The 24,969-nt window shown below is 63.5% G+C and carries 34 protein-coding genes; all 34 read left to right on the plus strand.

The window, feature by feature from the left end:
• Window positions 1-43 precede the first annotated feature (43 nt).
• The 34 genes from AC3WK8_RS05725 to AC3WK8_RS05890 all read left to right on the plus strand — a co-directional run bounded on the left by AC3WK8_RS05725 (window position 44) and on the right by AC3WK8_RS05890 (window position 24,964).
• Window positions 44-364: a hypothetical protein gene (locus tag AC3WK8_RS05725; protein ID WP_146043235.1), complete on the plus strand. Its 321-nt coding sequence runs from the start codon at window positions 44-46 to the stop codon at window positions 362-364.
• Complete coding sequence (locus AC3WK8_RS05730; protein WP_146043236.1) at window positions 361-1,047, plus strand: hypothetical protein; 687 nt, start codon at window positions 361-363, stop codon at window positions 1,045-1,047. The genes AC3WK8_RS05725 and AC3WK8_RS05730 overlap by 4 nt, the downstream gene beginning before the upstream one ends.
• Window positions 1,048-1,120: 73 nt before the next feature.
• Window positions 1,121-1,705 carry a phage tail terminator protein gene (locus AC3WK8_RS05735; RefSeq protein WP_404696894.1) on the plus strand — a complete coding sequence of 195 codons (585 nt, stop codon included), beginning with the start codon at window positions 1,121-1,123 and terminating at the stop codon, window positions 1,703-1,705.
• A complete protein-coding gene (locus AC3WK8_RS05740) occupies window positions 1,702-1,884 on the plus strand; it encodes a DUF2635 domain-containing protein (protein WP_058435841.1) in 183 nt (60 codons plus the stop codon). Before AC3WK8_RS05735 ends, AC3WK8_RS05740 begins: the two co-directional genes overlap by 4 nt.
• Window positions 1,884-3,380, plus strand: coding sequence for a phage tail sheath subtilisin-like domain-containing protein (locus tag AC3WK8_RS05745; protein WP_103324159.1), 1,497 nt, complete (start codon window positions 1,884-1,886; stop codon window positions 3,378-3,380). Before AC3WK8_RS05740 ends, AC3WK8_RS05745 begins: the two co-directional genes overlap by 1 nt.
• Window positions 3,381-3,443: 63 nt before the next feature.
• On the plus strand, window positions 3,444-3,791 hold the full coding sequence (locus AC3WK8_RS05750; RefSeq protein WP_022642610.1) for a phage tail tube protein: 348 nt from the start codon (window positions 3,444-3,446) through the stop codon (window positions 3,789-3,791).
• Complete coding sequence (locus tag AC3WK8_RS05755) at window positions 3,788-4,084, plus strand: phage tail assembly protein (protein ID WP_031321005.1); 297 nt, start codon at window positions 3,788-3,790, stop codon at window positions 4,082-4,084. The genes AC3WK8_RS05750 and AC3WK8_RS05755 overlap by 4 nt, the downstream gene beginning before the upstream one ends.
• A 130-nt stretch (window positions 4,085-4,214) precedes the next feature.
• Entirely contained in the window at window positions 4,215-6,176 is a 1,962-nt protein-coding gene (locus tag AC3WK8_RS05760; RefSeq protein WP_256592224.1) for a phage tail tape measure protein, read from the plus strand.
• Window positions 6,163-7,401 carry a DNA circularization protein gene (locus AC3WK8_RS05765; protein ID WP_022642614.1) on the plus strand — a complete coding sequence of 413 codons (1,239 nt, stop codon included), beginning with the start codon at window positions 6,163-6,165 and terminating at the stop codon, window positions 7,399-7,401. Before AC3WK8_RS05760 ends, AC3WK8_RS05765 begins: the two co-directional genes overlap by 14 nt.
• A 3-nt stretch (window positions 7,402-7,404) precedes the next feature.
• Window positions 7,405-8,445 carry a phage baseplate assembly protein gene (locus tag AC3WK8_RS05770; protein WP_103324160.1) on the plus strand — a complete coding sequence of 347 codons (1,041 nt, stop codon included), beginning with the start codon at window positions 7,405-7,407 and terminating at the stop codon, window positions 8,443-8,445.
• Between the two features lie 83 nt (window positions 8,446-8,528).
• On the plus strand, window positions 8,529-9,038 hold the full coding sequence (locus AC3WK8_RS05775; RefSeq protein WP_022642615.1) for a phage baseplate assembly protein V: 510 nt from the start codon (window positions 8,529-8,531) through the stop codon (window positions 9,036-9,038).
• Entirely contained in the window at window positions 9,038-9,436 is a 399-nt protein-coding gene (locus AC3WK8_RS05780; protein ID WP_022642616.1) for a phage GP46 family protein, read from the plus strand. Before AC3WK8_RS05775 ends, AC3WK8_RS05780 begins: the two co-directional genes overlap by 1 nt.
• Window positions 9,426-10,466 (plus strand): baseplate J/gp47 family protein, encoded by a 1,041-nt coding sequence (locus AC3WK8_RS05785; protein WP_053135669.1) that lies wholly within the window; start codon window positions 9,426-9,428, stop codon window positions 10,464-10,466. Before AC3WK8_RS05780 ends, AC3WK8_RS05785 begins: the two co-directional genes overlap by 11 nt.
• The gene (locus tag AC3WK8_RS05790; RefSeq protein WP_103324161.1) at window positions 10,454-11,053 is read left to right on the plus strand and encodes a YmfQ family protein; all 600 of its coding nucleotides are present in this window, start codon (window positions 10,454-10,456) and stop codon (window positions 11,051-11,053) included. Before AC3WK8_RS05785 ends, AC3WK8_RS05790 begins: the two co-directional genes overlap by 13 nt.
• 10 nt (window positions 11,054-11,063) lie before the next feature.
• On the plus strand, window positions 11,064-11,984 hold the full coding sequence (locus AC3WK8_RS05795) for a glycine-rich domain-containing protein (protein ID WP_103324162.1): 921 nt from the start codon (window positions 11,064-11,066) through the stop codon (window positions 11,982-11,984).
• Window positions 11,984-12,502, plus strand: coding sequence for a phage tail assembly chaperone (locus AC3WK8_RS05800; protein WP_103324163.1), 519 nt, complete (start codon window positions 11,984-11,986; stop codon window positions 12,500-12,502). Before AC3WK8_RS05795 ends, AC3WK8_RS05800 begins: the two co-directional genes overlap by 1 nt.
• Window positions 12,503-12,641: 139 nt before the next feature.
• Window positions 12,642-13,571: a gp53-like domain-containing protein gene (locus tag AC3WK8_RS05805; RefSeq protein ID WP_103324164.1), complete on the plus strand. Its 930-nt coding sequence runs from the start codon at window positions 12,642-12,644 to the stop codon at window positions 13,569-13,571.
• A complete protein-coding gene (locus tag AC3WK8_RS05810; RefSeq protein WP_103324165.1) occupies window positions 13,572-14,063 on the plus strand; it encodes a tail fiber assembly protein in 492 nt (163 codons plus the stop codon).
• Between the two features lie 82 nt (window positions 14,064-14,145).
• Complete coding sequence (locus tag AC3WK8_RS05815; RefSeq protein ID WP_103324166.1) at window positions 14,146-15,186, plus strand: phage tail protein; 1,041 nt, start codon at window positions 14,146-14,148, stop codon at window positions 15,184-15,186.
• Between the two features lie 7 nt (window positions 15,187-15,193).
• Entirely contained in the window at window positions 15,194-15,802 is a 609-nt protein-coding gene (locus AC3WK8_RS05820) for a tail fiber assembly protein (protein WP_103324167.1), read from the plus strand.
• 12 nt (window positions 15,803-15,814) lie between these two features.
• On the plus strand, window positions 15,815-16,378 hold the full coding sequence (locus AC3WK8_RS05825) for a glycoside hydrolase family 19 protein (protein WP_103324168.1): 564 nt from the start codon (window positions 15,815-15,817) through the stop codon (window positions 16,376-16,378).
• 30 nt (window positions 16,379-16,408) lie between these two features.
• Window positions 16,409-16,924, plus strand: coding sequence for a hypothetical protein (locus AC3WK8_RS05830; RefSeq protein ID WP_103324169.1), 516 nt, complete (start codon window positions 16,409-16,411; stop codon window positions 16,922-16,924).
• Between the two features lie 18 nt (window positions 16,925-16,942).
• Window positions 16,943-17,467, plus strand: coding sequence for a hypothetical protein (locus tag AC3WK8_RS05835; RefSeq protein ID WP_103324170.1), 525 nt, complete (start codon window positions 16,943-16,945; stop codon window positions 17,465-17,467).
• A 3-nt stretch (window positions 17,468-17,470) separates the two neighbouring features.
• Window positions 17,471-18,082 carry a phage baseplate assembly protein V gene (locus AC3WK8_RS05840; RefSeq protein WP_053135637.1) on the plus strand — a complete coding sequence of 204 codons (612 nt, stop codon included), beginning with the start codon at window positions 17,471-17,473 and terminating at the stop codon, window positions 18,080-18,082.
• A gap of 10 nt (window positions 18,083-18,092) precedes the next feature.
• Window positions 18,093-18,425: a phage baseplate protein gene (locus AC3WK8_RS05845; RefSeq protein ID WP_053135635.1), complete on the plus strand. Its 333-nt coding sequence runs from the start codon at window positions 18,093-18,095 to the stop codon at window positions 18,423-18,425.
• Window positions 18,422-19,417: a baseplate J/gp47 family protein gene (locus tag AC3WK8_RS05850; RefSeq protein WP_103324171.1), complete on the plus strand. Its 996-nt coding sequence runs from the start codon at window positions 18,422-18,424 to the stop codon at window positions 19,415-19,417. The genes AC3WK8_RS05845 and AC3WK8_RS05850 overlap by 4 nt, the downstream gene beginning before the upstream one ends.
• Window positions 19,414-20,049 (plus strand): phage tail protein I, encoded by a 636-nt coding sequence (locus tag AC3WK8_RS05855; RefSeq protein ID WP_103324172.1) that lies wholly within the window; start codon window positions 19,414-19,416, stop codon window positions 20,047-20,049. Before AC3WK8_RS05850 ends, AC3WK8_RS05855 begins: the two co-directional genes overlap by 4 nt.
• The gene (locus AC3WK8_RS05860) at window positions 20,050-21,606 is read left to right on the plus strand and encodes a phage tail protein (protein ID WP_103324173.1); all 1,557 of its coding nucleotides are present in this window, start codon (window positions 20,050-20,052) and stop codon (window positions 21,604-21,606) included. It begins immediately after the preceding gene.
• Between the two features lie 9 nt (window positions 21,607-21,615).
• Window positions 21,616-22,047: a phage tail assembly chaperone gene (locus AC3WK8_RS05865; RefSeq protein WP_219738173.1), complete on the plus strand. Its 432-nt coding sequence runs from the start codon at window positions 21,616-21,618 to the stop codon at window positions 22,045-22,047.
• A 96-nt stretch (window positions 22,048-22,143) separates the two neighbouring features.
• Window positions 22,144-22,347, plus strand: a complete 204-nt coding sequence (locus AC3WK8_RS05870; RefSeq protein WP_022642635.1) for a hypothetical protein — start codon at window positions 22,144-22,146, stop codon at window positions 22,345-22,347.
• 2 nt (window positions 22,348-22,349) lie between these two features.
• A complete protein-coding gene (locus tag AC3WK8_RS05875; RefSeq protein ID WP_022642636.1) occupies window positions 22,350-23,516 on the plus strand; it encodes a phage tail sheath protein in 1,167 nt (388 codons plus the stop codon).
• Window positions 23,516-24,022, plus strand: a complete 507-nt coding sequence (locus AC3WK8_RS05880) for a phage major tail tube protein (RefSeq protein WP_022642637.1) — start codon at window positions 23,516-23,518, stop codon at window positions 24,020-24,022. The genes AC3WK8_RS05875 and AC3WK8_RS05880 overlap by 1 nt, the downstream gene beginning before the upstream one ends.
• 250 nt (window positions 24,023-24,272) lie before the next feature.
• Window positions 24,273-24,842, plus strand: coding sequence for a phage tail assembly protein (locus AC3WK8_RS05885; RefSeq protein WP_022642639.1), 570 nt, complete (start codon window positions 24,273-24,275; stop codon window positions 24,840-24,842).
• Window positions 24,839-24,964: a hypothetical protein gene (locus tag AC3WK8_RS05890; RefSeq protein ID WP_022642640.1), complete on the plus strand. Its 126-nt coding sequence runs from the start codon at window positions 24,839-24,841 to the stop codon at window positions 24,962-24,964. Before AC3WK8_RS05885 ends, AC3WK8_RS05890 begins: the two co-directional genes overlap by 4 nt.
• Window positions 24,965-24,969 lie beyond the last annotated feature (5 nt).

The following is a 24,969-nucleotide window of genomic DNA, read 5'->3' on the forward strand; positions in this document are numbered from 1 at the left end:
TTTTGGCTGGTTGTAAGTCTTGCCTGAAGTGTTCGGAGGGAGGATGTACGGAATACGTTTTTTTGATGAGAATGACGCGACAAATTTAGATCTGAATTCCTTTTCTATGCGTACTGTTTGCTTGTATGAAAGAACAGGGTTTTCAATCAAGGGTGAAACAATAGCTCTTGCTGGGTTTGATCCGAGTAAGGGAGTGGTTGTCGTTACGGCTAACTCTACGGGAGATAACTATCTTCCAATATACGAGGTTGTTGGGGATTACCCTAATGCCGCGGTCAAGTTTCCAGCTATTGATCCTGAGCTTTATGCCTACTTTGGAGTGTCCACGCAAACTTATTTGATATTGGCGGTACATTACAAATGAACTACGGGATCATCTGCACTGGAGCCCAAGGGCAAACAATCATTGATGATGAGAACTCTGTTCTTCATGTTATGGCGTTTGGTGCCTACTCAGTTGAGAGTGTTGATCAGCACTATGGAGGATGGGTAAAGGTTACTTATGATTCACCTATAGAGACTGACTGTCCACCTCTTGTTTTTATTTCTCCAGATGGCGTTGGTATAAACATTGGCTTTCAAAATATCGGATCTTCTAGAAAATGGACTGGCTTCACTTTCTATATTGTGGGACGGTATCCAGCTAATAATCTGAATTTTTCAGGGAAGTTTCGTGCTTGTGGAGTAAATCCACCTGAATCCAGTGGCTTCGGAATGCAAGTTAAAGATTCGCAGAATCGAATAGTGTTCGATAGTAATTATAAGATCATGCGATTTATGGGAGGGGCGCAGGCTTGGGTTCCAATTGAGTTTGTGAACATGAGCTTTGCTTTTGGGGTATGGCTTTACAGCCTGCCGTGGGATTATGGAGTGGATAGTTATTTTTTGATTAATCCATTTGGCCAGAAATCTTTTGCGGATCGTTGGTTTGGCAGTCCAGAAATTGGGTTTCCTGATTACTCAAGGAAAACGATTCAATTGAGTATCGCTACTTTGAAAATACCTGCGCCAATAATAAATATGCCACTACTTGCGGCCGGTATGTGATATCTCGCTTTATATTTTTTGTTGTTCGAATGTTAGTTCAGTCTTGGTGCTCTATGAGTGATTAGGGAGGTTTATGGATGTCGGATCTATAGTTGCCCAGATTTCAAGTGATCTTTCAGTGTCGGCGGCGGTCGGATTTATAGGAGATTCCGAAGCCTTAAGTAAAGCTCCTATATCAATTCTTCCTGCGTTTTATGTTTCTCCGCGATCGAATCGAGTCACCCAAGGCCCGTCGAAAGACTCAAATAACATAGTTGTCGACTTCTTCGAAGTTCTCTTGGTACTCAAATCGCCCCCTGGAAAAGAATTGTTGGCCCAGACGCAGGCTTACAACCTGCGCGCCGATCTCTGGCGCGCGCTGGTGGGTTTCAAGCCCGGGGCCGAGTACAGCCCGATCCAGTACGAGGGCGGTGAGCTGGTGCCGGTGGGCAATGAGCGGTTGCTCTATCGCCTGCGCTTTTTCGCCGAGTTCCAGTTGGGGCGCAATCGTTCCGGGCAGCCGGCGGAAACCTGGCATGAACGTGAACTCGACGGCTTGCCGTCCTTTACCGGGGTCACGGTGCGGGTCGATGCCATCGATCCGGCGGATCCCAATTTGAAAAGCCCGGGCCCCGATGGGCGCCTGGAGCTGACTTTCTCAGGAGAGCTGAAGCAATGAGCAAACGCATCACCGTGCTGCCGGCCGCTGGCCGCGCCGTACCCGATCCGGAAGCGGGCGACCTGCTGCCGGCCGCCGGCCGCGAAGTCACGGACAACGCCTGGTGGCGTCGCCGTCTGGCCGATGGCGATATCACCATCAACGCCGTGCAAGCGGCACAACCGAAGGGAGCCCAATAATGGCGATCGGATTCAGCAATATCCCCGCGGACATTCGTGTTCCGCTGTTCTATGCCGAGATGGACAATTCGGCGGCCAATAGCGCCTCGTCGGCCATGCGCCGGCTGATCGTCGCCCAGGTCAACGACAATGTGCCCGCCAGCGAGGTGGGCAAGCTGGTGCTGGTGTCCAGCGTGGCCTTGGCCAAGAGCATCGGCGGCCAGGGTTCGATGCTGGCCTCCATGTACGAGACCTTCCGCAAGACCGACCCGGTCGGCGAGATCTGGTGCCTGCCGCTGCACAACAGCGAGGGCAGCGTGGCCAAGGGCACTTTGACCCTGACCGGCAGCGCCACCGAGAGCGGCGTGCTCAACCTCTATGTGGGCGGCGTGCGGGTCCAGGCCGCCATCGCCAAGGGCGCCACCGCAGCCCAGGCGGCCACCGCCCTGGTGCAGAAGATCAACACCTCGGCCGACCTGCCGCTGAGTGCCAGCGCCGCCGAAGGCGTGGTGACCCTGAACGCCAAGTGGACCGGCGACAGCGGCAACGACATCAGCCTGCAGCTCAATCGCCTGGGCAAGAGCAATGGCGAGAGCACCCCGGAAGGCCTGGCCATCGTCATCGGCAAGATGGCCGGTGGTGCCGGCGTGCCTGACCAGGTCGCCGCGGTCGCCGCCCTGGGCGATGAACCGTTCGAGTTCATCTGCATGCCCTGGACCGACGTCGCCAGCCTCAACACCTGGCAAGCGGTCATGGATGACAGCGTGGGTCGCTGGTCCTGGGCCAAGCAGCTGTTCGGCCATGTCTACACCGCCAAGCGCGGCACCGTGGGCACCCTGGTCGCCGCCGGGCAGGCGCGCAACGACCAGCACATGACCATCCAGGCCCTGGAACCGGGCGTTCCGCAACCGGCCTGGGTCCAGGCTGCGGCACTGGCCGCGCGCACCGCGGTGTTCATCTCCGCCGATGCCAGCCGTCCGACCCAGAGCGGCAGCCTGCCGGGCCTGGACCCGGCCGCGGCCAGCGAGCGCTTCACCCTGACCGAGCGCCAGTCGCTGCTCAACTACGGCATCGCCACCGCCTACTACGAAGGCGGCTACGTGCGCATCCAGCGTTCGATCACCACCTACCAGAAGAACGCTTTCGGCCAGGCGGACAACTCCTACCTGGACAGCGAGACCCTGCACCAGTCGGCCTACATCGTGCGCCGCCTGCAAAGCGTGATCACCAGCAAGTACGGGCGCCACAAGCTGGCCGCCGACGGCACCCGCTTCGGCGCCGGCCAGCCGATCGTCACCCCGAGCACCATTCGCGGCGAGCTGATCGCCCAGTACGCCAAGCTGGAGCTGGAAGGCCATGTGGAAAACGCCGAGCTGTTCGCCGAGCACCTGGTGGTGGAACGCGATGCCCGGGACCCGAACCGCATCAACGTGCTGTTCCCGCCGGACTACATCAACGGCCTGCGAGTGTTCGCGCTGCTCAACCAGTTCCGCCTGCAGTACGACAACGTCGCCTGAACGCGCGTTCGACTGTGAATCCAGCCCACCTTGCGTGGGCTTTTTATTGAAGGGAGAAACACCATGGGTCAAGTGATTGCGGGCACCTGCTACGTCAAGGTCGACGGTGCTCAACTGACGATCAACGGCGGCTGCGAGGCGCCGCTGATGTCCACCAAGCGTGAAACCGTCGTGCCGGGTTTCTACAAGGAAGTCGAGGTCACCCCGACGTTCAAGGTCACGGCGCTGCACACCCCGGACTTCCCGCTCAAGCAGCTGGTGGCCGGTACCGACATGACCGTCACCTGCGAATTCAACAACGGCAAGGTCTTCGTCCTGGCCGGCGCCTACCTGGTGGACGAGCCGGTATCCAAGGGCGACGACGCCAGCATCGCGCTGGTGTTCAACGGCGTGAAGGGGACCTGGCAATGACTCAAGTCGTGAAGCTGCAAGTGGCCATCGAGGCCCACGGCGAAACGCTCGACGAACTGACCCTGCGCCGCCCGACGGTGCAAGAGGTGCGCAACATCAAGGCGCTGCCGTACCGGATCGACAAGAGCGAGGAAGTGAGCCTGGACATGGATGTCGCGGCCAAGTACATCGCGGTCTGCGCCGGTATCCCACCGTCCTCGGTGAACCAGCTGGACCTGGCCGACCTCAACGGCCTGAGCTGGGCCGTCGCGAGTTTTTTCATGAGTGCGGCGTCGCAGCCATCGGCGACCTGATCGCGGCCGCCTATGACCTGGCCTGGTTCTGGAAGGTTGACCCCGAACAGATGATGGCCAGGCCATTGGATGTGCTCCGCGAGTCACTGGAGCACGCACAACGGATCAATGCGATGCAGCAGGTGCAGTGATGGCCAATATTCAACAAAGCATGAGCCTGACGAACATCCAGACCACGGTGCACATGTCCGTGGTGGTGCTCGGCGCACAGAAACTCGAAGCCCAGATGTCGGGGATCCGCGCCAGGATCGGCGCCTTCAAGAAGAGCATCGAGGACAGTGGCCTCGGCTCCCTCGACCTGGGCGGCTTCATCAAGGGTGGAGGTTTGCTGGAGCCGTTCATCCATGGCATCAAGCAGGCGATCAAGGCCGAGGACGACCTGCAAGCCAGCAGCCAGCAACTCACCCAGCTCAAGGCACCGCAAGTGCCCCTGGGTGAAACCTCGGCTCACCTCAAGCAGTTCGACGACGCCTTGCAAGGGGTGTCGCTGAAGATGGGCCAGGCACTGCTGCCGGCGGTCAACCAGCTGATCACCGGGCTCACGCCGCTGATCAGCAGCATCGGCAGCTTCATCGCCGACAACCCGGCCCTGGTGGAAGGCTTGGCCGCTGCGGCCGTGGCCTTCACCGTGGTTACCACTGGGGCCATGGGCCTGGCGGCGGTGGTCGGCCTCTTGGCCTCGCCGGTGGGCATCGTGGCGGCGGCGATCGCCGTGGCCGCTGGTTTGATCGTGGCCTACTGGGAGCCGATATCCGGGTTCTTCAGCGGGATCTGGAACAGCCTGCAGCAGGCGGCGCAGGTGGCCTTCGCCACCTTCAAGAGCCTGTTCGGCTGGAGCCCGTTGCAGGCCCTGGCCGGCGCCTGGGGCTCGCTCACGGGGTTCTTCTCCGGGCTCTGGAGCTCGGTGGTCGGCGAGGCGACCCAGGCCTGGGCACCGCTCAGCGAGTTCTTCAGTGGCTTGTGGCAGGGCATCCAGGCCCTGGCGTTGCCGCTGTTGGACTTCTTCAAGACCTTGTTTTCCTGGAGCCCGCTGGGGCTGGTGATCGATAACTGGCAGCCATTGACCGGGTTGTTCTCGGCGCTGTGGGAGCTGTTGCGGGCACTGTCGGTGCCGGTGATGAGCTTCTTCAAGACCCTGTTCGACTGGTCGCCCCTGGGCCTGGTGATCAACAACTGGCAGCCGCTGCTGGGCTTTTTCGGGCGCTGCTGGGATGGCCTGCGGGCGCTGTCGGAACCGGTGAAGGGCTTCTTCAAGACCCTGTTCGACTGGTCGCCCCTGGGCCTGGTGATCAATAACTGGCAGCCGCTGCTGGGCTTTTTCGGACGCTGTTGGGATGGCCTGCGGGCCCAGGCGGAACCGGTGTTGGGGTTCTTCAAGACCCTGTTCGACTGGTCGCCCCTGGGCCTGGTGATCAATAACTGGCAACCGCTGATGGACTTCTTTTCGGCCACCTGGGACCAGTTGCTGGCGCTGAGCGCGCCGGTGGGCGAGTTCTTTCGGGCGCTGTTCGATTGGTCGCCGATGCCGCTGGTCAATGCGGCCTGGGAGCCCGTGGCCGGGTTCTTCAGTGGCTTGTGGGACTCACTGCTGGCGGTCACGGCGCCGGTCCAGGGGTTCTTGCAGGAGCTGTTCAACTGGTCGCCCATGGACATGGTCACGGCCAACTGGCAGCCCATCGCCGACTGGTTCTCGGCGTTCTGGGACAAGCTCAAGGGCACCCTGGGTGGTATCCGGGAAATGCTCGGCGGCAGCTTTGGCGGCTTCATCGCCAAGATCACCGGCAAGGTCGAAGGCCTGACCGAGGCCCAGCAGCGCACCAACGCCGAAGGCAAGGGCCAGTTGGCCCCGGCATTCTTCGGTGCCGAGGCTTCGCCGGCGGCGCGCAACCTGAACCAGGGCTCCGGCGCGTTGGTGCAGCAGAGTGCAGCCAACAATCGCACGCAACTCGAAGGCGGCCTGACGGTGCGCTTCGAAAACGCCCCGGCGGGCATGCGCACCAGCCAGCCGCAGACCAACCAGCCGGGCCTGGCGGTGACTCCGCGCATCGGCTATCGCTCACTTTCCCTAGGAGGTTCCAATGAGCTGGCGTGATCGGTTGTTGCCGGCGTCGTTTCGCGGCGTCGGTTTCTGGGTCGACCAGGCCAAGACCCCGGTGGGCCAGAAGGGCCAGTTGCATGAGTACCCCCAGCGCGACCAGCCCTTCTATGAAGGGCTCGGCCAGCAGGCCAAGGTCCACGACCTGACGGCCTTCATCGTGGGCGAGAACTGCCTGGAGCAGCGCGACCAATTGCTCCAGGCCCTGGAGCAGGGGGCCGGGGAACTGGTCCACCCTTGGCTGGGACGGATGCAGGTCAAGGTCGGCGAGTGCGAAATGACCCATACCCGCCAGGACGGCGGCCTGGTGACGTTCGCCCTCAAGTTCCACCCCGACCAGCCGCTGCTGTTCCCCACGGCGGTGGTCAACTCCCGCGAGCAATTGCTGGTGGCCGCCGACAGCCTGCTGGGTTCGGCGGTGCGGCGCTTCGAGGAGGTCATCAGCCTGATCAAGGCCGCACGGATCGCGGTCAAGGAACTGCGCGATTGCCTCAAGGACGTCTACGCGGTGATCGAGCATGAGTTCAAGGAGCTGATCGACACCTACAAGGACCTGCGCCAGCTGGTGCTGGCGCTCAAGGAGCTGCCCAGGGAGGTCAGCGCCGAGTTCAAGGGCTTGCTCAAGGACATCCGCGAGCTCAAGGACTTCGCCCGCGAGGGTTATCGAGGGGTGCTGGCCAACGCTTCGCAACAGGTCGAGGCGGCGAAGAAGATCGATACGCCCAAGCTCACCACCGGCAAGGACACGGTGGCCGCGGCCCAGGCCATGGCCAACCTGGTGCAGGACATGCTGCTGGTGAAGCTCGGCTACCAGGTCGCGCAGATGCCGGCGGCAGCGCCGGTGGTCAAGCTCAACTCCACGCCTTCGGTGGCCCAGCAGGCGGTCCAGCCGGTACGCCGCCTGGATGTACCGGTGGCCGAGGATGTGCTGAGCCTGCGCGATGCCCTCAATGAGGTGATCTGGCAGGCCGCGCTCAAGGCCGATGCCCTGCATTACCAGGCTCTTAACAGCCTGCGCCAGCAGCTGTTCGGCCATCTCACGGCGGTGTCGTCCACCGGAGTGCGGCTGCTGACCCTGTCGCCCAAGCAGAGCCTGCCGGCCCTGGTGGTGGCCTACCAGCGCTTTGGCGATGCCACTCGAGTGGGGGAGGTGAGCCAGCGCAACAAGGCGGTGCATCCTGGCTTCCTGCCGCCGGCCGATCTGAAAATCGCCGAGGTGTAGGCCATGAACCCAGCACAAGATGCCGTCACCCTGACCGTTGACGGCCTGGACTACGGCGGCTGGAAAAGCGTCGAGATCAGCGCGGACCTGGAGCGCCAGTTCCGCAGCTTCAGCCTCAACATCACCTGGCAGTGGCCGGGGCAACTGGAAGTCAAGCCGATCAAGCCCGGCTCGCGTTGCCAGGTGCGTATCGGCAGCGACCTGGTGCTCACCGGCTACGTGTACAAGGCGCCGGTCAGCTATGACGCGCACCAGGTCAGCCTGAGCATCGAAGGCAGTTCGTTGACCCAGGACCTGGCCGACTGCGCGGCCATCAACCGCCCGAGCCAGTGGCAGGAGCAGAGCCTGTTGAGCATCGTCCAGGCCCTGGCGGGCGCCTATGGCGTGGGCGTGGTCAGCGAGATCCCGCAGACCGCCAAGCTTGGCAAGCACAGCATCGTGCCCGGGGAGACGGTGTTCCAGTCCATCGACCGCTTGCTGACCCTGTACCGGGTGTTCTCCACCGATGACGCCGAGGGCCGCGTGCTGCTGGCCAAGCCCGGCAGTAGCGGGCGGGCCAGCGATGCCCTGGAGCTGGGCAAGAACATCCTGTCGGCCAATGCGCCGATGGATTTCAGCCAGGTGTTCTCCGAGTACCGGGTCATTGGCCAGCACAAGGGCAGCGACCAGAAAAGCGGCGCTGCGGTCGCCGAGGTCTCGGGCCAGGCCCGGGACCCGAGCATGGCGCGCAAGCGGGTCACGGTGATCAGCGAAAGCGCGCAGCTGACCCCCGAACTGGCCCAGCAGCGGGCCGACTGGGAGAGCGCCACCCGCATGGGCAAGGCGCTGACCACCAGCTATCGGATCCAGGGCTGGCGCCAGGGCAACGGCGATTTGTGGCGGCACAACACCCTGGTGCGGGTGATCGACAAGGTCCTGGGCTTCGACCAGGACATGCTGATCTCCAAGGTCACCTATTCGCTCTCCGAGCAGGGTTCGATCACCACCTTGCAAGTGGCGCCGCCACACACCTTCGACGCCAACCCCGTCCCCGCGAAAACCTGAGCCGCCCCCGGCGGCGTACAGGCCACCGGGGCCCGCCATTGCCTGCCCGATGCGTCGGGCCCGGGCCAGCCAAGGAATCCACCATGAGCCTACTGACACGCCTGTTGGCGCGCGGCACCGTCGTGCTCGCCAACTCGGCCAACAAATTGCAATCGCTCCAGATGCGCCTGACCGCCGGCGAGGTGAATGACGACATGGAGCATTTCGAGCCCTACGGTTTCACCAGCAATCCGCTGGCCGGAGCCGAAGGCATCGCCACCTTCCTCGGTGGCGACCGCTCCCACGCCGTGGTGCTGGTGGTCGCTGATCGCCGCTATCGCCTCCAGGCCCTGGCACCCGGCGAGGTAGCCATCTACACCGACGAAGGCGACAAGGTGCACTTCAAGCGTGGCCGGGTGATCGATATCCAGACCGGCACCCTGAACATCCGGGCGGACACGGCGGTGAACATCGATACGCCGACCCTGACCCAGACCGGCAAGATCGTCTCCCAGGGCGACCAGGTGGCCGGTGGCATCAGCCAGATGCGCCACCAGCATGCCGGCGTGCAGCCGGGCCCCGGCCAGACCGGCGCACCGGTGGGAGGCCCATGATGTTCCTCAGCCACGACCTCAAGACCGCGCTGACCCGCGCGGTGCTGATCAGCCTCTACACCTGGCGCCGCGCCGCCGACGATGACGTGCTCGACGATGACGAACGTTTCGGCTGGTGGGGCGACAGTTTTCCCACGGTGGCCGACGACCGCATCGGCTCGCGGCTGTGGTTGCTGCGCCGGGTCAAGCTGACCCGCCAGACCCAGCTCGACGCCGAGTTCTACGCCCGCGAAGCCCTGCAATGGCTGATCGACGATGGCCATTGCAGCGCCGTGGACATCAGCAGCGAACGCCTCGACGCCCAACGCCTGAACCTGCGCATCGTGCTGGTACTGGCCGGTGGCGAGCGCCTGGACATCAACCCCGAACACAGTTGGCAGGTGACCTATGCCGTTTGAAACGCCTTCGCTGCCGGTGCTGATCAAGCGCACCCAAAGCGACCTGGCCAGCGATTCGCTGCGCCAGTCCGATGCCCAAGTCCTGGCCCGAACCCTCAGCGGCGCCGCCTTTGGCCTGTATGGCTACCTGGATTGGATCGCCGAGCAGATCCTGCCGGACAAGGCCGATGAGTCGACCCTGGAACGGATCGCCGCCCTGCGCTTGAACCAGCCACGCAAGGCCGCCCAGGCGGCCAGCGGCAACGTCAGCTTCATGGCGTCGGCCGGGGCGGTGCTGGATGTCGATACGCTGCTGCAGTCCAGCGATGGCCGCAGCTACAAGGTGACCGCCGCGCGGACCACCAGCAGCGGCCTGAACAGCACCAGCATCGCTGCCCTGGATGCCGGTTCCCTGGGCAATGCCGAGGCCGGCCTGAGCCTGATCCCGGTGCAGCCGATCCAGGGCATCAGCGGCAGCTTCACGGTGCTGGCACCAGGGCTGGTGGGCGGCGTCGCGCGCGAAAGCCTGGAGTCGCTGCGCTCGCGGGTGATCCGTTCGTACCGGGTCATTCCCCACGGCGGCTCGGCCCAGGACTACGAGACCTGGGCCCTGGAGTGCCCCGGCGTGACCCGCGCCTGGTGCCGCGGCAGCTACCTCGGGCCGGGCACCGTGGGCCTGTTCGTGATGCGTGACGATGATCCGCACCCGGTGCCGGATGCCGCGCAACTGGCCGAGGTGCAAGCGCATATCGAGCCGCTGCGGCCGGTGACCGCCGAGGTCCACGTGCTGGCCCCAGTGCAGCAGCCGGTGACCTATCGCCTGCGCCTGAGCCCGGACACCAGCGCCGTGCGCGCCGCGGTGCAAGCCCAGTTGCGCGACCTGCACCACCGTGAAGCCGGTCTCGGCGAAACCTTGCTGCTGACCCATATCGCCGAAGCCATCAGCAGTGCCACCGGCGAGAACGACCACAAGCTGATGGCGCCCAGCGCCGACGTACCGGCCGCCAACAACCAGCTGCTGACCTTCGGAGGTTGCGTATGGCTGGAATGAGAAGCGCGGCCCAGTACCAGGAACAACTGCGCAGCTTGCTGCCCAGCGGCCCGGCCTGGGACCCGGAGCAAGTGCCTGAACTGGAGCAGGTGCTCGAAGGCATCGCCCAGGAACTGGCGCGCCTGGATGCCCGGGCCGCCGACTTGCTCAACGAGATGGACCCGGCCGGGGTCAGCGAGCTGGTGCCGGACTGGGAGCGGGTGATGGAGCTGCCCGACCCCTGCCTGGGGGCCACGCCGCTGTTCGACGACCGCCGCCTGGCGGTGCGCCGGCGCTTGCTGGCGGTGGGTAGCCAGGCGCTGAGCTACTACGTGGAAATCGCCCGCAGCCAGGGTTACCCCAACGCCACCATTACCGAGCTGGAGACTCCGCGCATGGGTCGCGCCCGCTTCGGCTCGGCGCACTTCGGCACCTGGCAGGCGCAGTTCATGTGGACGCTCAACACCGGCGGCCGGTTGCTGCTCGGCCGGCGCTACGGTGCCAGCTACTGGGGCGAACGCTTCGGCATGAACCCCGGATCGGCCCTGGAGTGCCTGATCCACCGCAGCGCCCCGGCCCATACCCGGGTGCATATCAATTACGACTAGAGGGCAGGTGATGGACTTTCCCAGAAGTGTACCCAGTGCGGGCCTGGTCAATGGCCGCTTCGTCGATGAAAACCCGCTGACCGGCTCGCCGGGATCGCTGATTCCCGCTGACTGGGGCAATGGCGTGACCGAGGAGATCCTCAACGTCATCAAGGCGGCCGGCCTGGTGCCGGATGAACGCAAGACTGACCAGCTGACCCAGGCCATTGGCGAGTTGCTCGACTTCAAGCGCTTGAAGAACACCCCCACCACCCTGGGCGGCTACGGCATCAGCGATGCCAGCGGGCGGCTGTTGGCGGTGAAGCAGTTCGAAACCGTGGGCATCACCCTGTATCGGCCCGATCCCAGGGCCAAGCGCATTCGCGTACGCCTGGTGGGCGCCGGTGGTTCCGGCGGCGGCTGCCAGCCGGTGCCCGCAGGTAGTTTCACCGTGGGCGGTGGCGGTGGTTCCGGTGCCTATGCCGAGGGCTTGTTCGACGTGAACCCACAGATGCTCTCGGGGGTGCCCATTACCCTGGGGGCCGGTGGCGAGGCGCGTGCGGTCGCGGGCACCACGGGAGGCAGTAGTTCCTTCGGTAGCCACATGAGCGCAACCGGAGGTCAGGGTGGGCAGGTGCTTACCCTAGCCTCGAGCACTATTAACTTTGTGCATGGGGGCATGGGGGGCAATTCTGTAACTGGCGGCAATCTTGCCAGCGCACGAGGTACGCAGGGTGGATATGCCATGAGCAATCCGAACTGGGGAACAGCGGCAGGTTTTGGTGGGGCTAGTCCGTTCGACGGTGGCGCTCCCCTTACGGGTCTTAATACTCCGGGGTTTGCAGGAAGTCGCGGTTCGGGTGGGGGTGGTAGTTGCTCGTCCAACACCACTGCCGCCTGCTTGAGCGGCGCCGGTGGCAATGGCTTTTGTGAAATCTGGGAGTACGCGTGATGGCCCGTTATGTCCGTGTGGAAGAGGGCGTGGTGGTCGAGTTGATCGAGACCGGCGACTACGCCATCGCTGATTTGTTCGCCCCGCAGTTCCTCGCAGCCATCCACCCTGCGCCCACGGGGCGCGAAGTGCGGGTGGGCATGGAGTTGCAGGCCAGCCCAGTGCCGCCTTCGGCGGCTGAGGTAACCGAACCGGTGGTTGCGCCGCTGGCGACACCGCCGGGCGACAAGCTGGAAACCATGGCCCGGGCCCACGTGGCCGAAGTGGTGGCCCAGGGGGCGGAAGCCCGGGAGCGACAATGGCGCAGCGACAGCCTGGAAGCCAGCCAGTGGCTGGCGGCCCGGCACCGCGATGAACAGGACCTGGGCCGTGGCACCCGCCTTAGCGCGCAGCAGTACCTGGAATTGCTGGAGTACCGCCAGGCCTTGCGCGAATGGCCCGATTGCCAGGGGTTTCCGGCCGTGGCGGCGCGCCCGCAGGCCCCCCAATGGTTGCCAGGCAACCTGCCTGGCCAATGATCGGCGCGAATCCTTCGAGCCGTTTTCAATCATCTCAAGACGCCTGCCCGCCATCCCGGGTGCCGACGTTGCCTGGCCGCTGGCCGAGCCGCGTCGCACTCGGGGCGTAGCGGTGGGCGTCCTCTTCAGGACATCACCTGTGGACTATCCAAAAAGCGTGCCCAGCTCCGGGCTGGTCAATGGCCGGTTCATCGATGAAAACCCGGTTGCCGGCACGCCGGGGTCGCTGATCCCGGCCAGCTGGGGCAACGCGATCACCGATGAAATCCTCAATGTGCTGTCGGCGGCGGGCATCGCTCCGCTGGAAGGCAGCAACAACCAGCTGATCACCGCGCTGCGCAGCGGCGCGCTGTTCCAGACCAAGCCGCAGTTCGACAACGGCAAGTCGGCAGCCACCACCGAGTTCGTGCAACGCGCCCTGGGCTCGCTGCGCGATGTGGCGGTCTACAACGCGGCCACCACCCTGACCGCCGCCGATATCGGTCGTTGCGTGCGCTTCGGTTATGGCGGCTACAGCATCACCTTGCCTGCGGCCGGACCGGCCATCGCCAATGGCAGCGCCCTGTACCTGATGAACACCGGCACCGGGGCCATGACCGTGGTGGTCAATGGTGGCGACAAGATCGCCGTCGGCAACGGCTATCTCGGCAGCTTCGAGTTCGGCGTGGGCGATTCGGTGGTGCTGGTCAAGCATCTCAATGGCGAGTGGACGGCGCTGCTGGGCAGCGTACCGATGCGCTACATGCCGGGTTTTGCGTGCTCGATGGGAGGTACTGGCTACCAGAAATTGCCCAGTGGCTTGATCGTGCAGTGGATCGCCGGTGGCTCCGACAGCAACGGCAACATGATCGTGTCACTGCCTATCCAGTTTCCCAACGCGGTGCTGGGCGGCATTGCCAACGAACTCAATCCCCTGGGCTGGGGTGCCACAGGCCGGACCACGGTCTGGGCCTTCGACCTGCCCAGCAGCAACAAGGCGGTGGTGGTAGCCAAGGCCCGGGACATCATCGGCAACAACGTACCGGTGCCCAATCCCATCGGCGGCCGCATCCTGGTTTGGGGGTATTGAATGAGCAAGTATTTTCTAGCGCAGACCCTGGGTTTCCTGTGCTCCGACGAGCATGAACCGGCGCTGCTGGAGCAGGCGGTGAAGATCACCGACCTGGAGTACCAGAAGCTGTTCGAGGGTCAGGCCCAGGGCCGGGCCATCGCCGCCGACGAGTTGGGCCGGCCGATCCTGGTGGAGCGCCCCGGGCCTTCGGCCGAGACCTTGGCGCTGATCGAGCGGGCCTGGCGCGACGGTCAATTGCAGGCGACCGACGGCGTGGTGGCACGCCATCGCGATGAGCTGGACGCCGGTGGCGCCACCAGCTTGTCGGCGACTCAATTCCAGAGCCTGCAGGATTATCGGCGACTGTTGCGCCAATGGCCGGCCCAGGACGACTTCCCCGCTAGCGACAAGCGCCCCGTACAAGTGATGCCGGCACCGGCAGCGGCTCCCGCGGTGAAGCGCACCCAGGCCAGAAAGCCCGCGCAACCGGCACCGGATGCAGCGTCCTGATGTGGGCCAGCAGGCGTCGTGAGGCCGATGGGGCGGCATGCCCAGGCCTTGTTCATTGGAAAAAACATGCAGGAGTAGAACAGTGGATTATCCCAAAAGCGTTCCTGGCATAGGCCTGCTCAACGGCAAGTTCGTCGATGAGAATCCTGTGGCCGGAACTCCCGGGTCGCTGATCCCCGCCGCCTGGGGCAACAGCATTACCCAGGAGCTGTTGACGGTGATTGGCCGCGCCGGACTTGTACCTGACGAAGCGGATACCGCTCAGTTGCTCAAGGCGTTGCAGGTCATGTTGGCCAACGCCAGTCCCATGCTTTCGCGCGTGCTCCAGATCAACCATTCCAGAAGCCTGGCCGCGCAGGACCTGGGTCTGGTGATGGTCAACGGCGCACAGGAACCGATCACGCTGACGCTACCGGCGGCGGACTCGGTACTGGGTGTGCGCGACGTGATCGTGCGGCGGCTCGACAACGGTGGCAACCGGATACTGGTGCAATGCACGGGGGCTGACACCATCAAGTTCCACACCCATCTGCGTGCCGCAGGGTACGGTTTCCTGGTGTTGATGGGCGCTGGTGATTTTTGGCATCTGCGCAGTGATGGGGCGGGAGGCTGGTGGCCGGTTGGGCGCTATGACAACGCCGCCCTTGGGCGAATGTTCTTCGAGACCACGACCCAGTTCAGCCCGGGTGGATATGGCGCCTTGAACGGCAAGTTGCTGAACCGCGCCGACTGGCCCTGGCTGTGGGATCACGCGAAGCAATCGGGCATGTTGCGTCCCGACAACGATCGTGCGGGGGGCTGGAGCTACGGTGATGGTGTATCGACTTTTCGCCTGCCCGAGGCCCAGGGTGAATTCCTGCGGGTACTCGACGAGGATCGTGGGGTCGATGTCGGGCGTGGGGCGGGCAGCTGGCAAACCGGGACCAATATCACCGGCGACAACGGCCAGGCCCCGGCGGTGCACGGTATTGGCGAGATGGCCAAGGTAGGGGTCGATCCGACCTCGTTCAATGGAATGATCTACTACAACTTTGCGGCCAATACAGAAGTGATCTCAAGTGTTTTCTGGGGCATGGTGCGTCCGCGAAACATCGCCTATCCCGGCCGTATCAAACTTATCTGAGGTTCTCATGCCTGAATATCTTGTGAGCCCTGCCGGAGCGTTGATCGGGCCGGTGGTATTTCCTGTGGTTCCCGGGCTGGGTGTGCAGTTGCCGGCCAATGCCGTGGAATTGCCCAGCGAGTTGAGTCCGCCCGAAAAGGGATTTGCCTGGGCCTGGGTCGATGGTGCTCCCCAACTGTTGCCTGATCATCGCGGCCAGGTATTCCAGATCCATGGTGGCGCGGCAAGTACCTGGGAGCGCCTGGGTGATCTGCCCGAGGGACTGACCACCCAGCCCCGCCCCGATCCCTATCACGTTTGGCTCGATGATCGCTGGCAGCTTGACCGGGAGGCCCGGGAGTCCGCGACTCTGGAAAAGCTGCTGTTGGAGCGGGACAACCGTTTGCGTGAGGCGGCTATCCGCCTGGCCCCCCTGCAATACGCCGTCGACCTTGGAGAGGCCTCTACCGAGGAGAAAAACGCCTTGCTCGATTGGAAGCGCTATTGCATCGCCTTGAATCGTATCGAACAGCAGCCCGGATATCCGTCCGAGATCGAGTGGCCGGTACTGGCGCCTTCCGTATTGAAGGCTCCATCCAACCCACTGTTCGCGCTGTTTCGTGGGAAGAACAAATGAAAGGAATCCTCTATGTCGATCACTGAAGAGCAGTTGCTCAAGATCATGCCGAACGCCCGCCGCCAAGCGGGCGTTTTCGTATCCCCGCTCAACGCTGCCATGGCTCGCCGGCAGATCGATACGCCCAAGCGCCAGGCGGCGTTCCTGGCGCAGATCGGCCATGAATCGGGGCAGTTGCAGTACGTGCGCGAGCTGGGCAACGACCAGTACCTGAGCAAGTACGACACCGGCACCCTGGCCGCGCGGCTGGGCAATACCCTCGAGGCCGATGGCGACGGCCAGCGCTATCGCGGGCGTGGGCTGATCCAGGTCACCGGGCGCAGCAACTATCGCCAGTGCAGCCTTGGCCTGTTCGGCGACGAGCGCCTGCTGGAGTTGCCCGAGCTGCTGGAGCAGGCGCAATGGGCCGCCGAATCCGCAGCCTGGTTCTGGGAGCGGGCGGGGCTCAATGCCCTGGCCGATCGTGACGAATTCAACGCCATCACCCGGCGCATCAATGGCGGCCTGAACGGCCTGGAAGATCGCCGCCAGCTCTGGGGCCGGGCGCGCTCGGTACTGGGCCTGCCGGCCGCCTGAGGCTGCCGGCGTGCGCCAAGGAGAATCAGCATGAACATTCGCAGTTGGCTGGCCGTGGCGGTCATGGCCGGGCTGCTCTATGCCCTGGGCTACATCACCGGGGTCGGCAGCGAGCGTAGCCGCAACCACGTCCTGGACGAGGCGCGCCTGCGCCAGTCCTTCGAACAGGGCCAGGCCCTGGGGACGGTCAAGGAGAAGGTGGTGGTCGAGTACGTCGACCGCATCGTCAAGGTCCACCAGGCGGGCGCCACTATTACCAAGGAGGTCCCTATCTATGTTTCCCAAGCCGCTGATAGTGCTTGCGTGGTGCCTGCCGGTTTTGTCCGGGTGCACGACGCCGGTGCCCGCAACCTGCCGGTGGCCGCAGGCCCCCGCAGCACTGATGGCGCCGCCTCGGGCCTTGCACTCTCTACCGTCGCCGCCAGCGTCGTCGACAACTACAACCAGTGCCACGCCAACGCCGAGCAACTGAAGGCGTTGCAGCAGTGGGTGCGCGAGTCCCAGGCCCTGCTGCAGGGCGCCCCAGCGGTGGCCCGGCATCCCTGAGGGGAACAGGAGACTTTCATGTCCGTACCGGATATTCGTAAACCTTCCGAACTGCTGCAGGCCATCGAGCGTGGCTTGTGCCAGGCCGAACCAGGGCTGCAGGTGGGCACGCGCCAGGACTTCGACAACACCTCGGGGCAGCCCTGGTTTTTGCTGGATATCGAGCGCAACCAGCAGGCTCCGCGTTCCTTCCAGGGGCGCCAGGCGCAGTTGCTGCGCATCGTCCTGCAGCTGCGTGTGCCGCGCCAGGCGGGTTCGACCCAGGCCGCCTGGGACCTGGCCAGCCGGCTGCTGACGGTGCTGGTGGATAACCGCTGGGGCTGGTCGGCCGAGCAGTGCGGTGCGGCGGGCAACATCGTCGCGCAGCCTTTGCCGGTGACCGATCCGCAGCCGACCCATGACGCCTGGAGCTTAAGTTTCGAGCAGGCCATCTACCTGGGCCCGGCGCTGCTGGATGACCCTGTGGGCAAGCCGCTGTTCGCCCGCACCTGGGAAGTCTCCAGCATCGACGATCCGAGCCAATACCGAGCCCTGGAGGACTGAACCATGTTCGATGCCTTCCTTAGGGTGCAACTGGCCCCGATCATCGAGCGCCTGGCCGAGATGGAAACCGAGCTGGACGACCTGCATCGGCGTGCCGAGAGTTTCTGCCGGATCGGCGTTTGCCATTCGGTGGACGCCGCCAGCAATACCTGCCGGGTCAGCCATGGCGACCTGCTGACCCCGGCCATCCGTTTCTTCAACCCCAGCGCCGGGGAGCAGAGCGAGTCGCGCATTCCTTCGGTGGGCGAGCAATGCCTGTTGCTCAACCACGGCGCGGGGGAGGGCGGGGGCCAGTCGGTGGCTTTGTTCGGCCTCAACAGCCAGCGCTTTCCCCCGGCCGCCACGGTCGCCGGCCTGACCCGTCGGCAATACCGCGACGGCAGCCAGAGCAGCTACGACGACACCAGCCACACCCTGAACTGGAGCAACGGCCCGGCGGCATTCAGCGGCAGCCGTGAAGCGCTGGAGTTGAGCCTGGGCAATGCCCGCCTGGTGATGACCGCCGATGCCGTGGACCTGAGCCTGGGCGCCAGCGGCCTGCGGCTGGACGCCGGGGGCGTGCACTTGCGCGGCCCGCTGGTGGAGCACCAGGGCCGAGTCATCAGTACCGCATAAGGAGTTCGCCATGATCGGCGTTGATAGACACACCGGGGCAGCGGTCGATGACTGGCTGCAATTCGTCCAGCGTGCCACCCGAGCGCTGACCACCCCTTTGGGCACCCGGCAGAAGCGGCCGCTGTACGGTTCGCTGATTCCCCAGTTGCTGGGGCGCAATCTCGGCGACGACCTGCTGGTCCTGGCCCAGAGCCACGCCGCCGAGGCGTTCTACAACAAGGCCAACGGCATCGCCGACTTCGAGCCCGAGGTCATAGTCGCCAGCCGCCAGGGCGCGGGCTTGCTACTGCGCTTCGCCGGGACCTGGAACAACCGCCGGCAATCCTTCGAGGTGGTGACATGAGCATGCTGATTCCCGGGCAGAACCAGCTCGAAGAACCGGAGATCGTCAAGGTCGATGAGTTCGAGCCGTTGCTGGCCGAGTTCAAGACCTTCGTCCTTGACTATGTGGCCGCCCGTTCCCCGGAGCAGGCGGCCAAGTTGCGCACCAGCCTGGACAACGAAAGCGAACTGCTGACCATGGCCCTGGAGGCCTTCTGCGTGCGCTTGCAGACCCACGAACGCAGGTACAACGCGCGGATCCGCCAGATGCTGGCGTGGTGGGCCACCGGCAGCAACCTGGACGCGCGCCTGGCCGACATGGGCCTGGAGCGCCAGCTGCTGGTGCCGGGCGACGACCAGGCCTTTCCGCCGGTGCCGCCGGTATACGAAAGCGACGACGATGCGCGGCTGCGCTACTACCTGGCGCCCCACGCGCCAGCGGCCGGTTCGCGCATGCAGTATCGACGGGAGATCTTCACCCTGGGGGAGCGGCCGGTGGTCAAGGTCGACTCCGGCGCCGCCGGGGTGGTGACGGTCACCTACACCTTCGACCCGGATGGCTTCGCCGCCCAGGTCAAGGATGGCAACGCTCGGCGCACGGCGCCGGGGGAGGTGATGGTGACGGTGCTGTCGCGCTCGGGGGATGGCGCGCCGTCGGCAGAGCTTCTGGAGGCTACTCGCAAGCATTTCGCTCGTGATGACGTATGCCCGGAAACCGATAAGGTCAGGGTGCAGGGCGCGCAGGTCAAAGACTACAAGATCCGCGTGATAGCCAAGATACATGCAGGCCCTGATTCCGGACTGACCAAGACGGCCGTTGAGCAGCAGCTACGTCGATATGCCGAGTCATGCCATCGGCTTGAGGGACGGGTCGATCCCAGTTGGATCGATTACACCCTGCATGCCGCGGGCGCGGTGCAACTGGAAATTCTCGAGCCGCAGCAGCCGGTGGTCACCACAGCGTTTCAGGCTCCCTATTGCACTGAGGTGCAGGTGGAGGTTCGTACGTTATGACTGGCTTGTCGATCTTGCCCGGCCTGCTTCCTGCCAACAGCTCACCCTTGGAAAAGGCATTGGACCTTGGCTTCTGCAGTCTGCTGGAGCGGGTGGCACCACCGTTTCCCGAACTGATGAACCCCAAAGCCACGCCTGTCGAGTTCCTGCCATACCTGGCGGCGGATCGTGGCGTCGGGGAGTGGAGCTCCGAGGCCCGGGAATCCGAAAAACGCCTGACTGTCGAATTGGCCTGGCCCACGAAGCGCCAGGCTGGTACCCGGCGCGCCTTGGAAAACGCCGTACGTGGCCTGGAGTTGATGCCTGAAGTGGTTGCCTGGCATGAGCGAGAACCGGCTGGAGCACCCTACAGCTTTTCTGTACGGGCCTATTCCCAGCAGCCCTACAGCGAAGCAATCAATAACCGCCTGGATCGGCGCCTGGCCGAGGCCAAGAGTGAGAGGGACATCCTCTCTGTCTCGGTAGGCCTGGGTACCAGCGGCCAGCATTATCTTGCCGCAACCACGATATGCGGTGAGATGTCGACCATCTATCCACTGGCCCTCGATGGCCTGCAGAGCTCCGGGATGGCCTTCATGGCTGCCGGGACTTACATCCTCGAGAGCGCCACCATTTATCCTCAGGGGGCATGAATGTCCGACTATTACACCCTGCTGACGCAGGCAGGGATTGCCTATGAAACCGCCTGCAAGGCAGCGGGTACGCCGATTCGCTTGTCCAAATTTTCCGTGGGGGATGGCAATGGCGCCGTCTACAACCCCGACGCCACTGCCACGGCGCTGCGTCGGGAGGTCTGGCGGGGCGACTTGAACGCGTTGTACCAGGATCCGAAGAACCCCAGTTGGCTGATGGCCGAAGCGACCATCCCCGATGATGTGGGCGGGTGGTATGTCCGAGAAGCGGGAATCTGGACCGACACGGGCATTTTGTATGCGGTTATCAAGTATGCGGAGTCCTACAAGCCGGTCCTGGCTACATCCGGGCAAGGCAAGGAATTCTACCTGCGGGCGATTTTCCAGACCAGCAACGCGGCTCAGGTCACGTTGCTGGTGGACGACACCATCGTCAAGGCTACTCGTTCCTGGGTAGCCGGGTACGTTGCCGGCGAACTGGCCAAGCTCGACCAGAAACAGTCCGTGCGTGCAGCCAGCATTGCCAACATCACACTTTCCGGTGCTCAGAAGATCGATGGTATCGCTGTCGTCGAGGGAGATCGGGTTTTGGTCAAGTCCCAGGTGTCGGCCAAAGACAATGGGATCTATATCGTGGCCAACGGCCCTTGGCTGCGAGCCTCGGATGCGAACTCCAACGCCAAGGTCACACCAGCCTTGAGTGTGTCGGTAGAAGAGGGTGCGACGCTTGCCGACACCATCTGGCAGTTGGTCACGGACGGTGTGATCGTACTGGGGACTACAGCCCTGACATTCCAGAACATCAGTCAGGGATTCGCACCTTTAAATGCTCCGGCGCTGCTTAACCCAACAGCCAACACCGCTGTGCAATTCAGTAACAGCAAGGCATTGGCTACGACTGAGTTCGTGCAGCGAGCCTTGGGCAGTCGCAGTGGATATACGGACTACCAGGCGGCAAGTGGCGTCATTCCTGTCACGGATGCCGGTAAATACATTGGCTTCAATCGGGGGAGTGCCCAAGCCTATGCACTGCCTGATGCCAATACGCTGCCGCTGGGAACCAGCTTTTATCTTGAGGCGGTCGGGGGCGATGTTTCCCTGACGGCAGCCAATTCAAGATTCGCCGGCCCCGCCGCCCAGGTTGTTTCGCCTACCTATGTGTTGAGGAATGGCACGGCCTGCGAGTTCATCGTCATGTCGAGTGCTTCGGTCGGTGAGCCTGGTTTGTCCTATCGAGTGGTGGGCGGGGTCGGTAAAGCGCTGCTTGCCCGCAACGGTTTCGAACGTATGCCAAACGGGCTTATCCGCATGTGGGGCGATGGTGTGGCTGGGGGCGATCCCAGCCACTTGTCCTTCGGTAGTTCGATTGTAAAGACGGCTTACAACCCTTTCCCGATGGCCTTTCCGAACGAGTTGTTCGGAGTGCTCGTCACACATCGTTCCGCGGGCGGAGTGGCGATTCCAGTGGTGACAACGGGTGAAACGGTCAATGGGTTCAAATCTGCGGCATCTTGGGCAAATGACATTGCAATTCACTGGCAGGCCATTGGCCGTTGAGGAGACCTGATGAAATTCAGTCCCAGTAACAATCAGTTTTTCCCCGAGGACTTCGGCTATCAGGATCACGCTATTCCCGATGATGCAGTCGAGGTTCCTGAAGAGGATTTCATCGCTGCCATGCAGCGAGCGCCGGGAGCCACGCTGGCGCTGGAGCATGGTCGGGTGGTGATACTGCCAGCTTCCACTGAAGAACCGGCCGAACACTCTGCCGCGCTGGAGCGTTTCTGGCGGTCGCAGCAGCTTATGCGCACCGACAACCTGGTTGCTCGTCATCGTGACGAGCTTGAGAGAGCGGATAAGACCACGCTGTCCGCCGAGCGCTATTCAGCATTGCAGAATTATCGGCAAGCCCTTCGCCAATGGCCCCAGTCGGGAAGGTTTCCGTTGAGCGAGCATCGTCCCCCCGCTCCGTCCTGGTTGGCTGACGCCATTCAATAAACGCCCCGCTTGCCCCGGGGCGTTTTTTTTCCTCTTTGCTGCACCCACTCACTGCCCCGCTTACCCCGGGGCTTTTTCATGTATGGAGACATTCACATGGCTATCCGCCAGAAATACACCGTGCTCGTGCCATTCCCCACTGGTGGTGGGCACTGGTCGAGCGTCGGCGAAGAACTCGACCTGCTCGATGTCCAGGCCAGCGCGCTGCGCAGTGCCGGGCGCCTGGAACTGACCAGCGTCCTTGCGGCGCAGACCCCATCCACCAAGGCCGCCAAGGCCGCGACCAAGAAGGCTGACTGACCATGGCTGAGGTTTTGAACTTCGAGCACAACGGCATCACCGTCAATGCCAGCGAATCCCCCGAGGCCATGGGTGGCCTGGGCGACAACGTCATCGGCCTGGTGGGCACCGCGCCCAACGCCCATGCCTCGCTGGCCAAGAACACGCCGATCCGCATCAGCAACTTCAGCACCCAGGCGTTGCTGGACCCCACCGGCGCCGAGGCCGGCACGCTGTTCCAGGCGGTGCTGCAGATCCTCAAGGTGGTCAAGGTGCCGGTCTACGTGGTGATCGTCGACGAGGGCGCGACCCCGGCCGACACCCTGAACAACGTGATCGGCGGCGACGAGGCGGTGACCGGGCGCAAGCTGGGCCTGGCGGCCCTGAGCAGCGTGCCCGAGGACCTGACCATCATCGGCGCCCCGGGCTTCACCGGCAGCAAGGCGGTGGCCGGTGAGTTCGCCGCGTTCGGCAAGCGCATCAAGGCGCGGGTGGTCCTCGATGGCAAGGATGCCTCGGTGGCCGACCAGGTGGCGTACAGCAAGGAACTGGGCGGCGCCGACCTGGGCTTCGACCGTTGCCTGGTGGTGCACAACCTGCCGGCGGTGTACTCCAAGGCGGCCAAGGCCAATGTGTTCCTGGCCCCGTCGAGCCTGGCCATCGCGGCCCTGGCCAAGGTCAAGCAGTGGGAGAGCCCGGGTAACCAGGTGACCTTCGCCGAAGATGTTTCGCGCAGCGTGGAATACAACATCCTCGACACCTCCACCGAGGGCGACCTGCTCAACCGCTACGGCATCAGCTACTACGCACGCACCGTGCTGGGCGGCTTCTCGCTGCTGGGCAACCGCTCCATCACCGGCAAGTTCATCAGCTACGTCGGCCTGGAGGACGCCATCAGCCGCAAGCTGGTCAAGGCCGGGCAGAAGGCCATGGCCAAGAACCTGACCAAGTCGTTCATGGACCAGGAGGTCAAGCGCATCAACGACTGGCTGCAAACCCTGGTGGCCGACGAGACCATCCCGGGCGGCAAGGTCTACCTGCACCCCGAGCTCAACAGCGTCGAGAAGTACAAGAACGGCACCTGGTACGTGGTCATCGACTACGGCCGCTACGCGCCGAACGAGCACATGATTTATCAACTCAATGCCCGCGATGAAATCATCGAGCAGTTCCTGGAGGACGTTCTCTAATGTTTACCAACCGAGTCAGACAGGCCATCGCGGCCACCCTGCAAGGCCTGCCGCTGTCGGCGACGGTGGAGGAGTTCACGCCACCGAAGATCGAGTTCGAGATGCAGGAAATGCGTGGTGGGCGTTTCATCGGCGAGGAAATGGCCAAGGGCGGCAAGGTCCTGGGGGCCAAGCTGGTGCTGCAGGGCGCAGGTCCGGAAGTCATGCTGGCCCTGGGTGTCAGCGTGGGTGACGACATCCTGCTCAACGTCCGGGAAGCCGGGCAGGACCAGGACGGCAACACCTACTTCGTCTACCACACCGTGGGCGGCAAGCTGAAGTCGCTGGAAGAGGCCCCGCTGAAGATGGGCGACCAGCCCAAGACCACCCTGGACTTGAGCTGCCGTACCTATAACCGCCTGGAAAACGGCGTGCCGGTGATCGACGTCGATGTGCGCACCCAGAAGTTCATGCTCAACGGGGTCGACATCCTCGGTGCGGCGCGGCGTGCGGTGTTGCTGCCCTAGAAGGCGCGACCCTTCCTTGCCAATGCCGGTCAGTCAAGCGCGGTGATCCCCTGTAGGAGCAGCCGGTCGACGCTCGATTGCTCGCGAGGGGCGTTAAAGCCAGTGGATGAACCCAGCGCCCTGGAGTCCATCGCGGGCCAGCCTCGCTCCTGCAAGTTCCCCAACTGACCAGCATTAGCCCTTCCATGTCGCCGGTGCCTGACGTGTTCTGCGGCCGGCGGCGTTTTTGTTTTTCCAAGGAATTGATCTCATGTCCTGGACACCTCCGGTCCATGTGCTGCTGGCGCCGATTACCGGCGACGATGGCAGCACCCTTGAGCGGATCGCGCTCAAGCCTTTGTTCTACGCTGCGCAAAAAGATGCCCTGGCCCGTGCCGGGGATGATGAAGACGATCAGTTCTTCGCCCTGGCCAAGCTCGCCACGGGGCTGTCCGACAAGGAGCTGGACCAGCTCAAGCGTCCGGACTACGTGAGCATTGCCCAGTACGTACACGATATGTCGACCCGTCCGACTTCCTACTTCCTGGAGCAGGACGAGCAGGCCGACCCGGACCAGGTACCGCTGCTGTTGCCGCTGGACCTGGCCGGCCAGGGCCGGACGTCGCTGACCCTGGAAATGCCAGCGCTGCGCGCGACCAAGGTGATGAAGAAACTCGCGACGCCCAAGGAACGGGCCGAGTTCATCACCGCCCATTGCACCGGCCTGATGATCCCGGACCTGGCCATGCTGACCGTGCCGGACTGGACCCAGTTGCAGGTGCGCATCGACGATTTTTTAAACAAACCGGCGGACTTCTTTCGCAGCGCGACATCGAAGTGATCCTCGATGTGGTGCCGCTGATCTACTCGGTGACCGAGGCCGAGATCCTGGAGTGGGACGCCGGCAAGGCAATGCGTCGCTACGACATAGCGATGACCCGCCTGGGCCTGAACAAGGAGTAGCGTGC

The organism is Pseudomonas sp. FW507-12TSA, from assembly GCF_058781435.1.

What these genes read in the sequence shown, in the direction of transcription:
- AC3WK8_RS05725 (WP_146043235.1), top strand. Translation starts at nt 44, where the DNA reads ATGTACGGAATACGTTTTTTTGATGAGAATGACGCGACAAATTTAGAT.
- AC3WK8_RS05730 (WP_146043236.1), top strand. Translation starts at nt 361, where the DNA reads ATGAACTACGGGATCATCTGCACTGGAGCCCAAGGGCAAACAATCATT.
- AC3WK8_RS05735 (WP_404696894.1), top strand. Translation starts at nt 1,121, where the DNA reads ATGGATGTCGGATCTATAGTTGCCCAGATTTCAAGTGATCTTTCAGTG.
- AC3WK8_RS05740 (WP_058435841.1), top strand. Translation starts at nt 1,702, where the DNA reads ATGAGCAAACGCATCACCGTGCTGCCGGCCGCTGGCCGCGCCGTACCC.
- AC3WK8_RS05745 (WP_103324159.1), top strand. Translation starts at nt 1,884, where the DNA reads ATGGCGATCGGATTCAGCAATATCCCCGCGGACATTCGTGTTCCGCTG.
- AC3WK8_RS05750 (WP_022642610.1), top strand. Translation starts at nt 3,444, where the DNA reads ATGGGTCAAGTGATTGCGGGCACCTGCTACGTCAAGGTCGACGGTGCT.
- AC3WK8_RS05755 (WP_031321005.1), top strand. Translation starts at nt 3,788, where the DNA reads ATGACTCAAGTCGTGAAGCTGCAAGTGGCCATCGAGGCCCACGGCGAA.
- AC3WK8_RS05760 (WP_256592224.1), top strand. Translation starts at nt 4,215, where the DNA reads ATGGCCAATATTCAACAAAGCATGAGCCTGACGAACATCCAGACCACG.
- AC3WK8_RS05765 (WP_022642614.1), top strand. Translation starts at nt 6,163, where the DNA reads ATGAGCTGGCGTGATCGGTTGTTGCCGGCGTCGTTTCGCGGCGTCGGT.
- AC3WK8_RS05770 (WP_103324160.1), top strand. Translation starts at nt 7,405, where the DNA reads ATGAACCCAGCACAAGATGCCGTCACCCTGACCGTTGACGGCCTGGAC.
- AC3WK8_RS05775 (WP_022642615.1), top strand. Translation starts at nt 8,529, where the DNA reads ATGAGCCTACTGACACGCCTGTTGGCGCGCGGCACCGTCGTGCTCGCC.
- AC3WK8_RS05780 (WP_022642616.1), top strand. Translation starts at nt 9,038, where the DNA reads ATGTTCCTCAGCCACGACCTCAAGACCGCGCTGACCCGCGCGGTGCTG.
- AC3WK8_RS05785 (WP_053135669.1), top strand. Translation starts at nt 9,426, where the DNA reads ATGCCGTTTGAAACGCCTTCGCTGCCGGTGCTGATCAAGCGCACCCAA.
- AC3WK8_RS05790 (WP_103324161.1), top strand. Translation starts at nt 10,454, where the DNA reads ATGGCTGGAATGAGAAGCGCGGCCCAGTACCAGGAACAACTGCGCAGC.
- AC3WK8_RS05795 (WP_103324162.1), top strand. Translation starts at nt 11,064, where the DNA reads ATGGACTTTCCCAGAAGTGTACCCAGTGCGGGCCTGGTCAATGGCCGC.
- AC3WK8_RS05800 (WP_103324163.1), top strand. Translation starts at nt 11,984, where the DNA reads ATGGCCCGTTATGTCCGTGTGGAAGAGGGCGTGGTGGTCGAGTTGATC.
- AC3WK8_RS05810 (WP_103324165.1), top strand. Translation starts at nt 13,572, where the DNA reads ATGAGCAAGTATTTTCTAGCGCAGACCCTGGGTTTCCTGTGCTCCGAC.
- AC3WK8_RS05820 (WP_103324167.1), top strand. Translation starts at nt 15,194, where the DNA reads ATGCCTGAATATCTTGTGAGCCCTGCCGGAGCGTTGATCGGGCCGGTG.
- AC3WK8_RS05825 (WP_103324168.1), top strand. Translation starts at nt 15,815, where the DNA reads ATGTCGATCACTGAAGAGCAGTTGCTCAAGATCATGCCGAACGCCCGC.
- AC3WK8_RS05830 (WP_103324169.1), top strand. Translation starts at nt 16,409, where the DNA reads ATGAACATTCGCAGTTGGCTGGCCGTGGCGGTCATGGCCGGGCTGCTC.
- AC3WK8_RS05835 (WP_103324170.1), top strand. Translation starts at nt 16,943, where the DNA reads ATGTCCGTACCGGATATTCGTAAACCTTCCGAACTGCTGCAGGCCATC.
- AC3WK8_RS05840 (WP_053135637.1), top strand. Translation starts at nt 17,471, where the DNA reads ATGTTCGATGCCTTCCTTAGGGTGCAACTGGCCCCGATCATCGAGCGC.
- AC3WK8_RS05845 (WP_053135635.1), top strand. Translation starts at nt 18,093, where the DNA reads ATGATCGGCGTTGATAGACACACCGGGGCAGCGGTCGATGACTGGCTG.
- AC3WK8_RS05850 (WP_103324171.1), top strand. Translation starts at nt 18,422, where the DNA reads ATGAGCATGCTGATTCCCGGGCAGAACCAGCTCGAAGAACCGGAGATC.
- AC3WK8_RS05855 (WP_103324172.1), top strand. Translation starts at nt 19,414, where the DNA reads ATGACTGGCTTGTCGATCTTGCCCGGCCTGCTTCCTGCCAACAGCTCA.
- AC3WK8_RS05860 (WP_103324173.1), top strand. Translation starts at nt 20,050, where the DNA reads ATGTCCGACTATTACACCCTGCTGACGCAGGCAGGGATTGCCTATGAA.
- AC3WK8_RS05865 (WP_219738173.1), top strand. Translation starts at nt 21,616, where the DNA reads ATGAAATTCAGTCCCAGTAACAATCAGTTTTTCCCCGAGGACTTCGGC.
- AC3WK8_RS05870 (WP_022642635.1), top strand. Translation starts at nt 22,144, where the DNA reads ATGGCTATCCGCCAGAAATACACCGTGCTCGTGCCATTCCCCACTGGT.
- AC3WK8_RS05875 (WP_022642636.1), top strand. Translation starts at nt 22,350, where the DNA reads ATGGCTGAGGTTTTGAACTTCGAGCACAACGGCATCACCGTCAATGCC.
- AC3WK8_RS05880 (WP_022642637.1), top strand. Translation starts at nt 23,516, where the DNA reads ATGTTTACCAACCGAGTCAGACAGGCCATCGCGGCCACCCTGCAAGGC.
- AC3WK8_RS05885 (WP_022642639.1), top strand. Translation starts at nt 24,273, where the DNA reads ATGTCCTGGACACCTCCGGTCCATGTGCTGCTGGCGCCGATTACCGGC.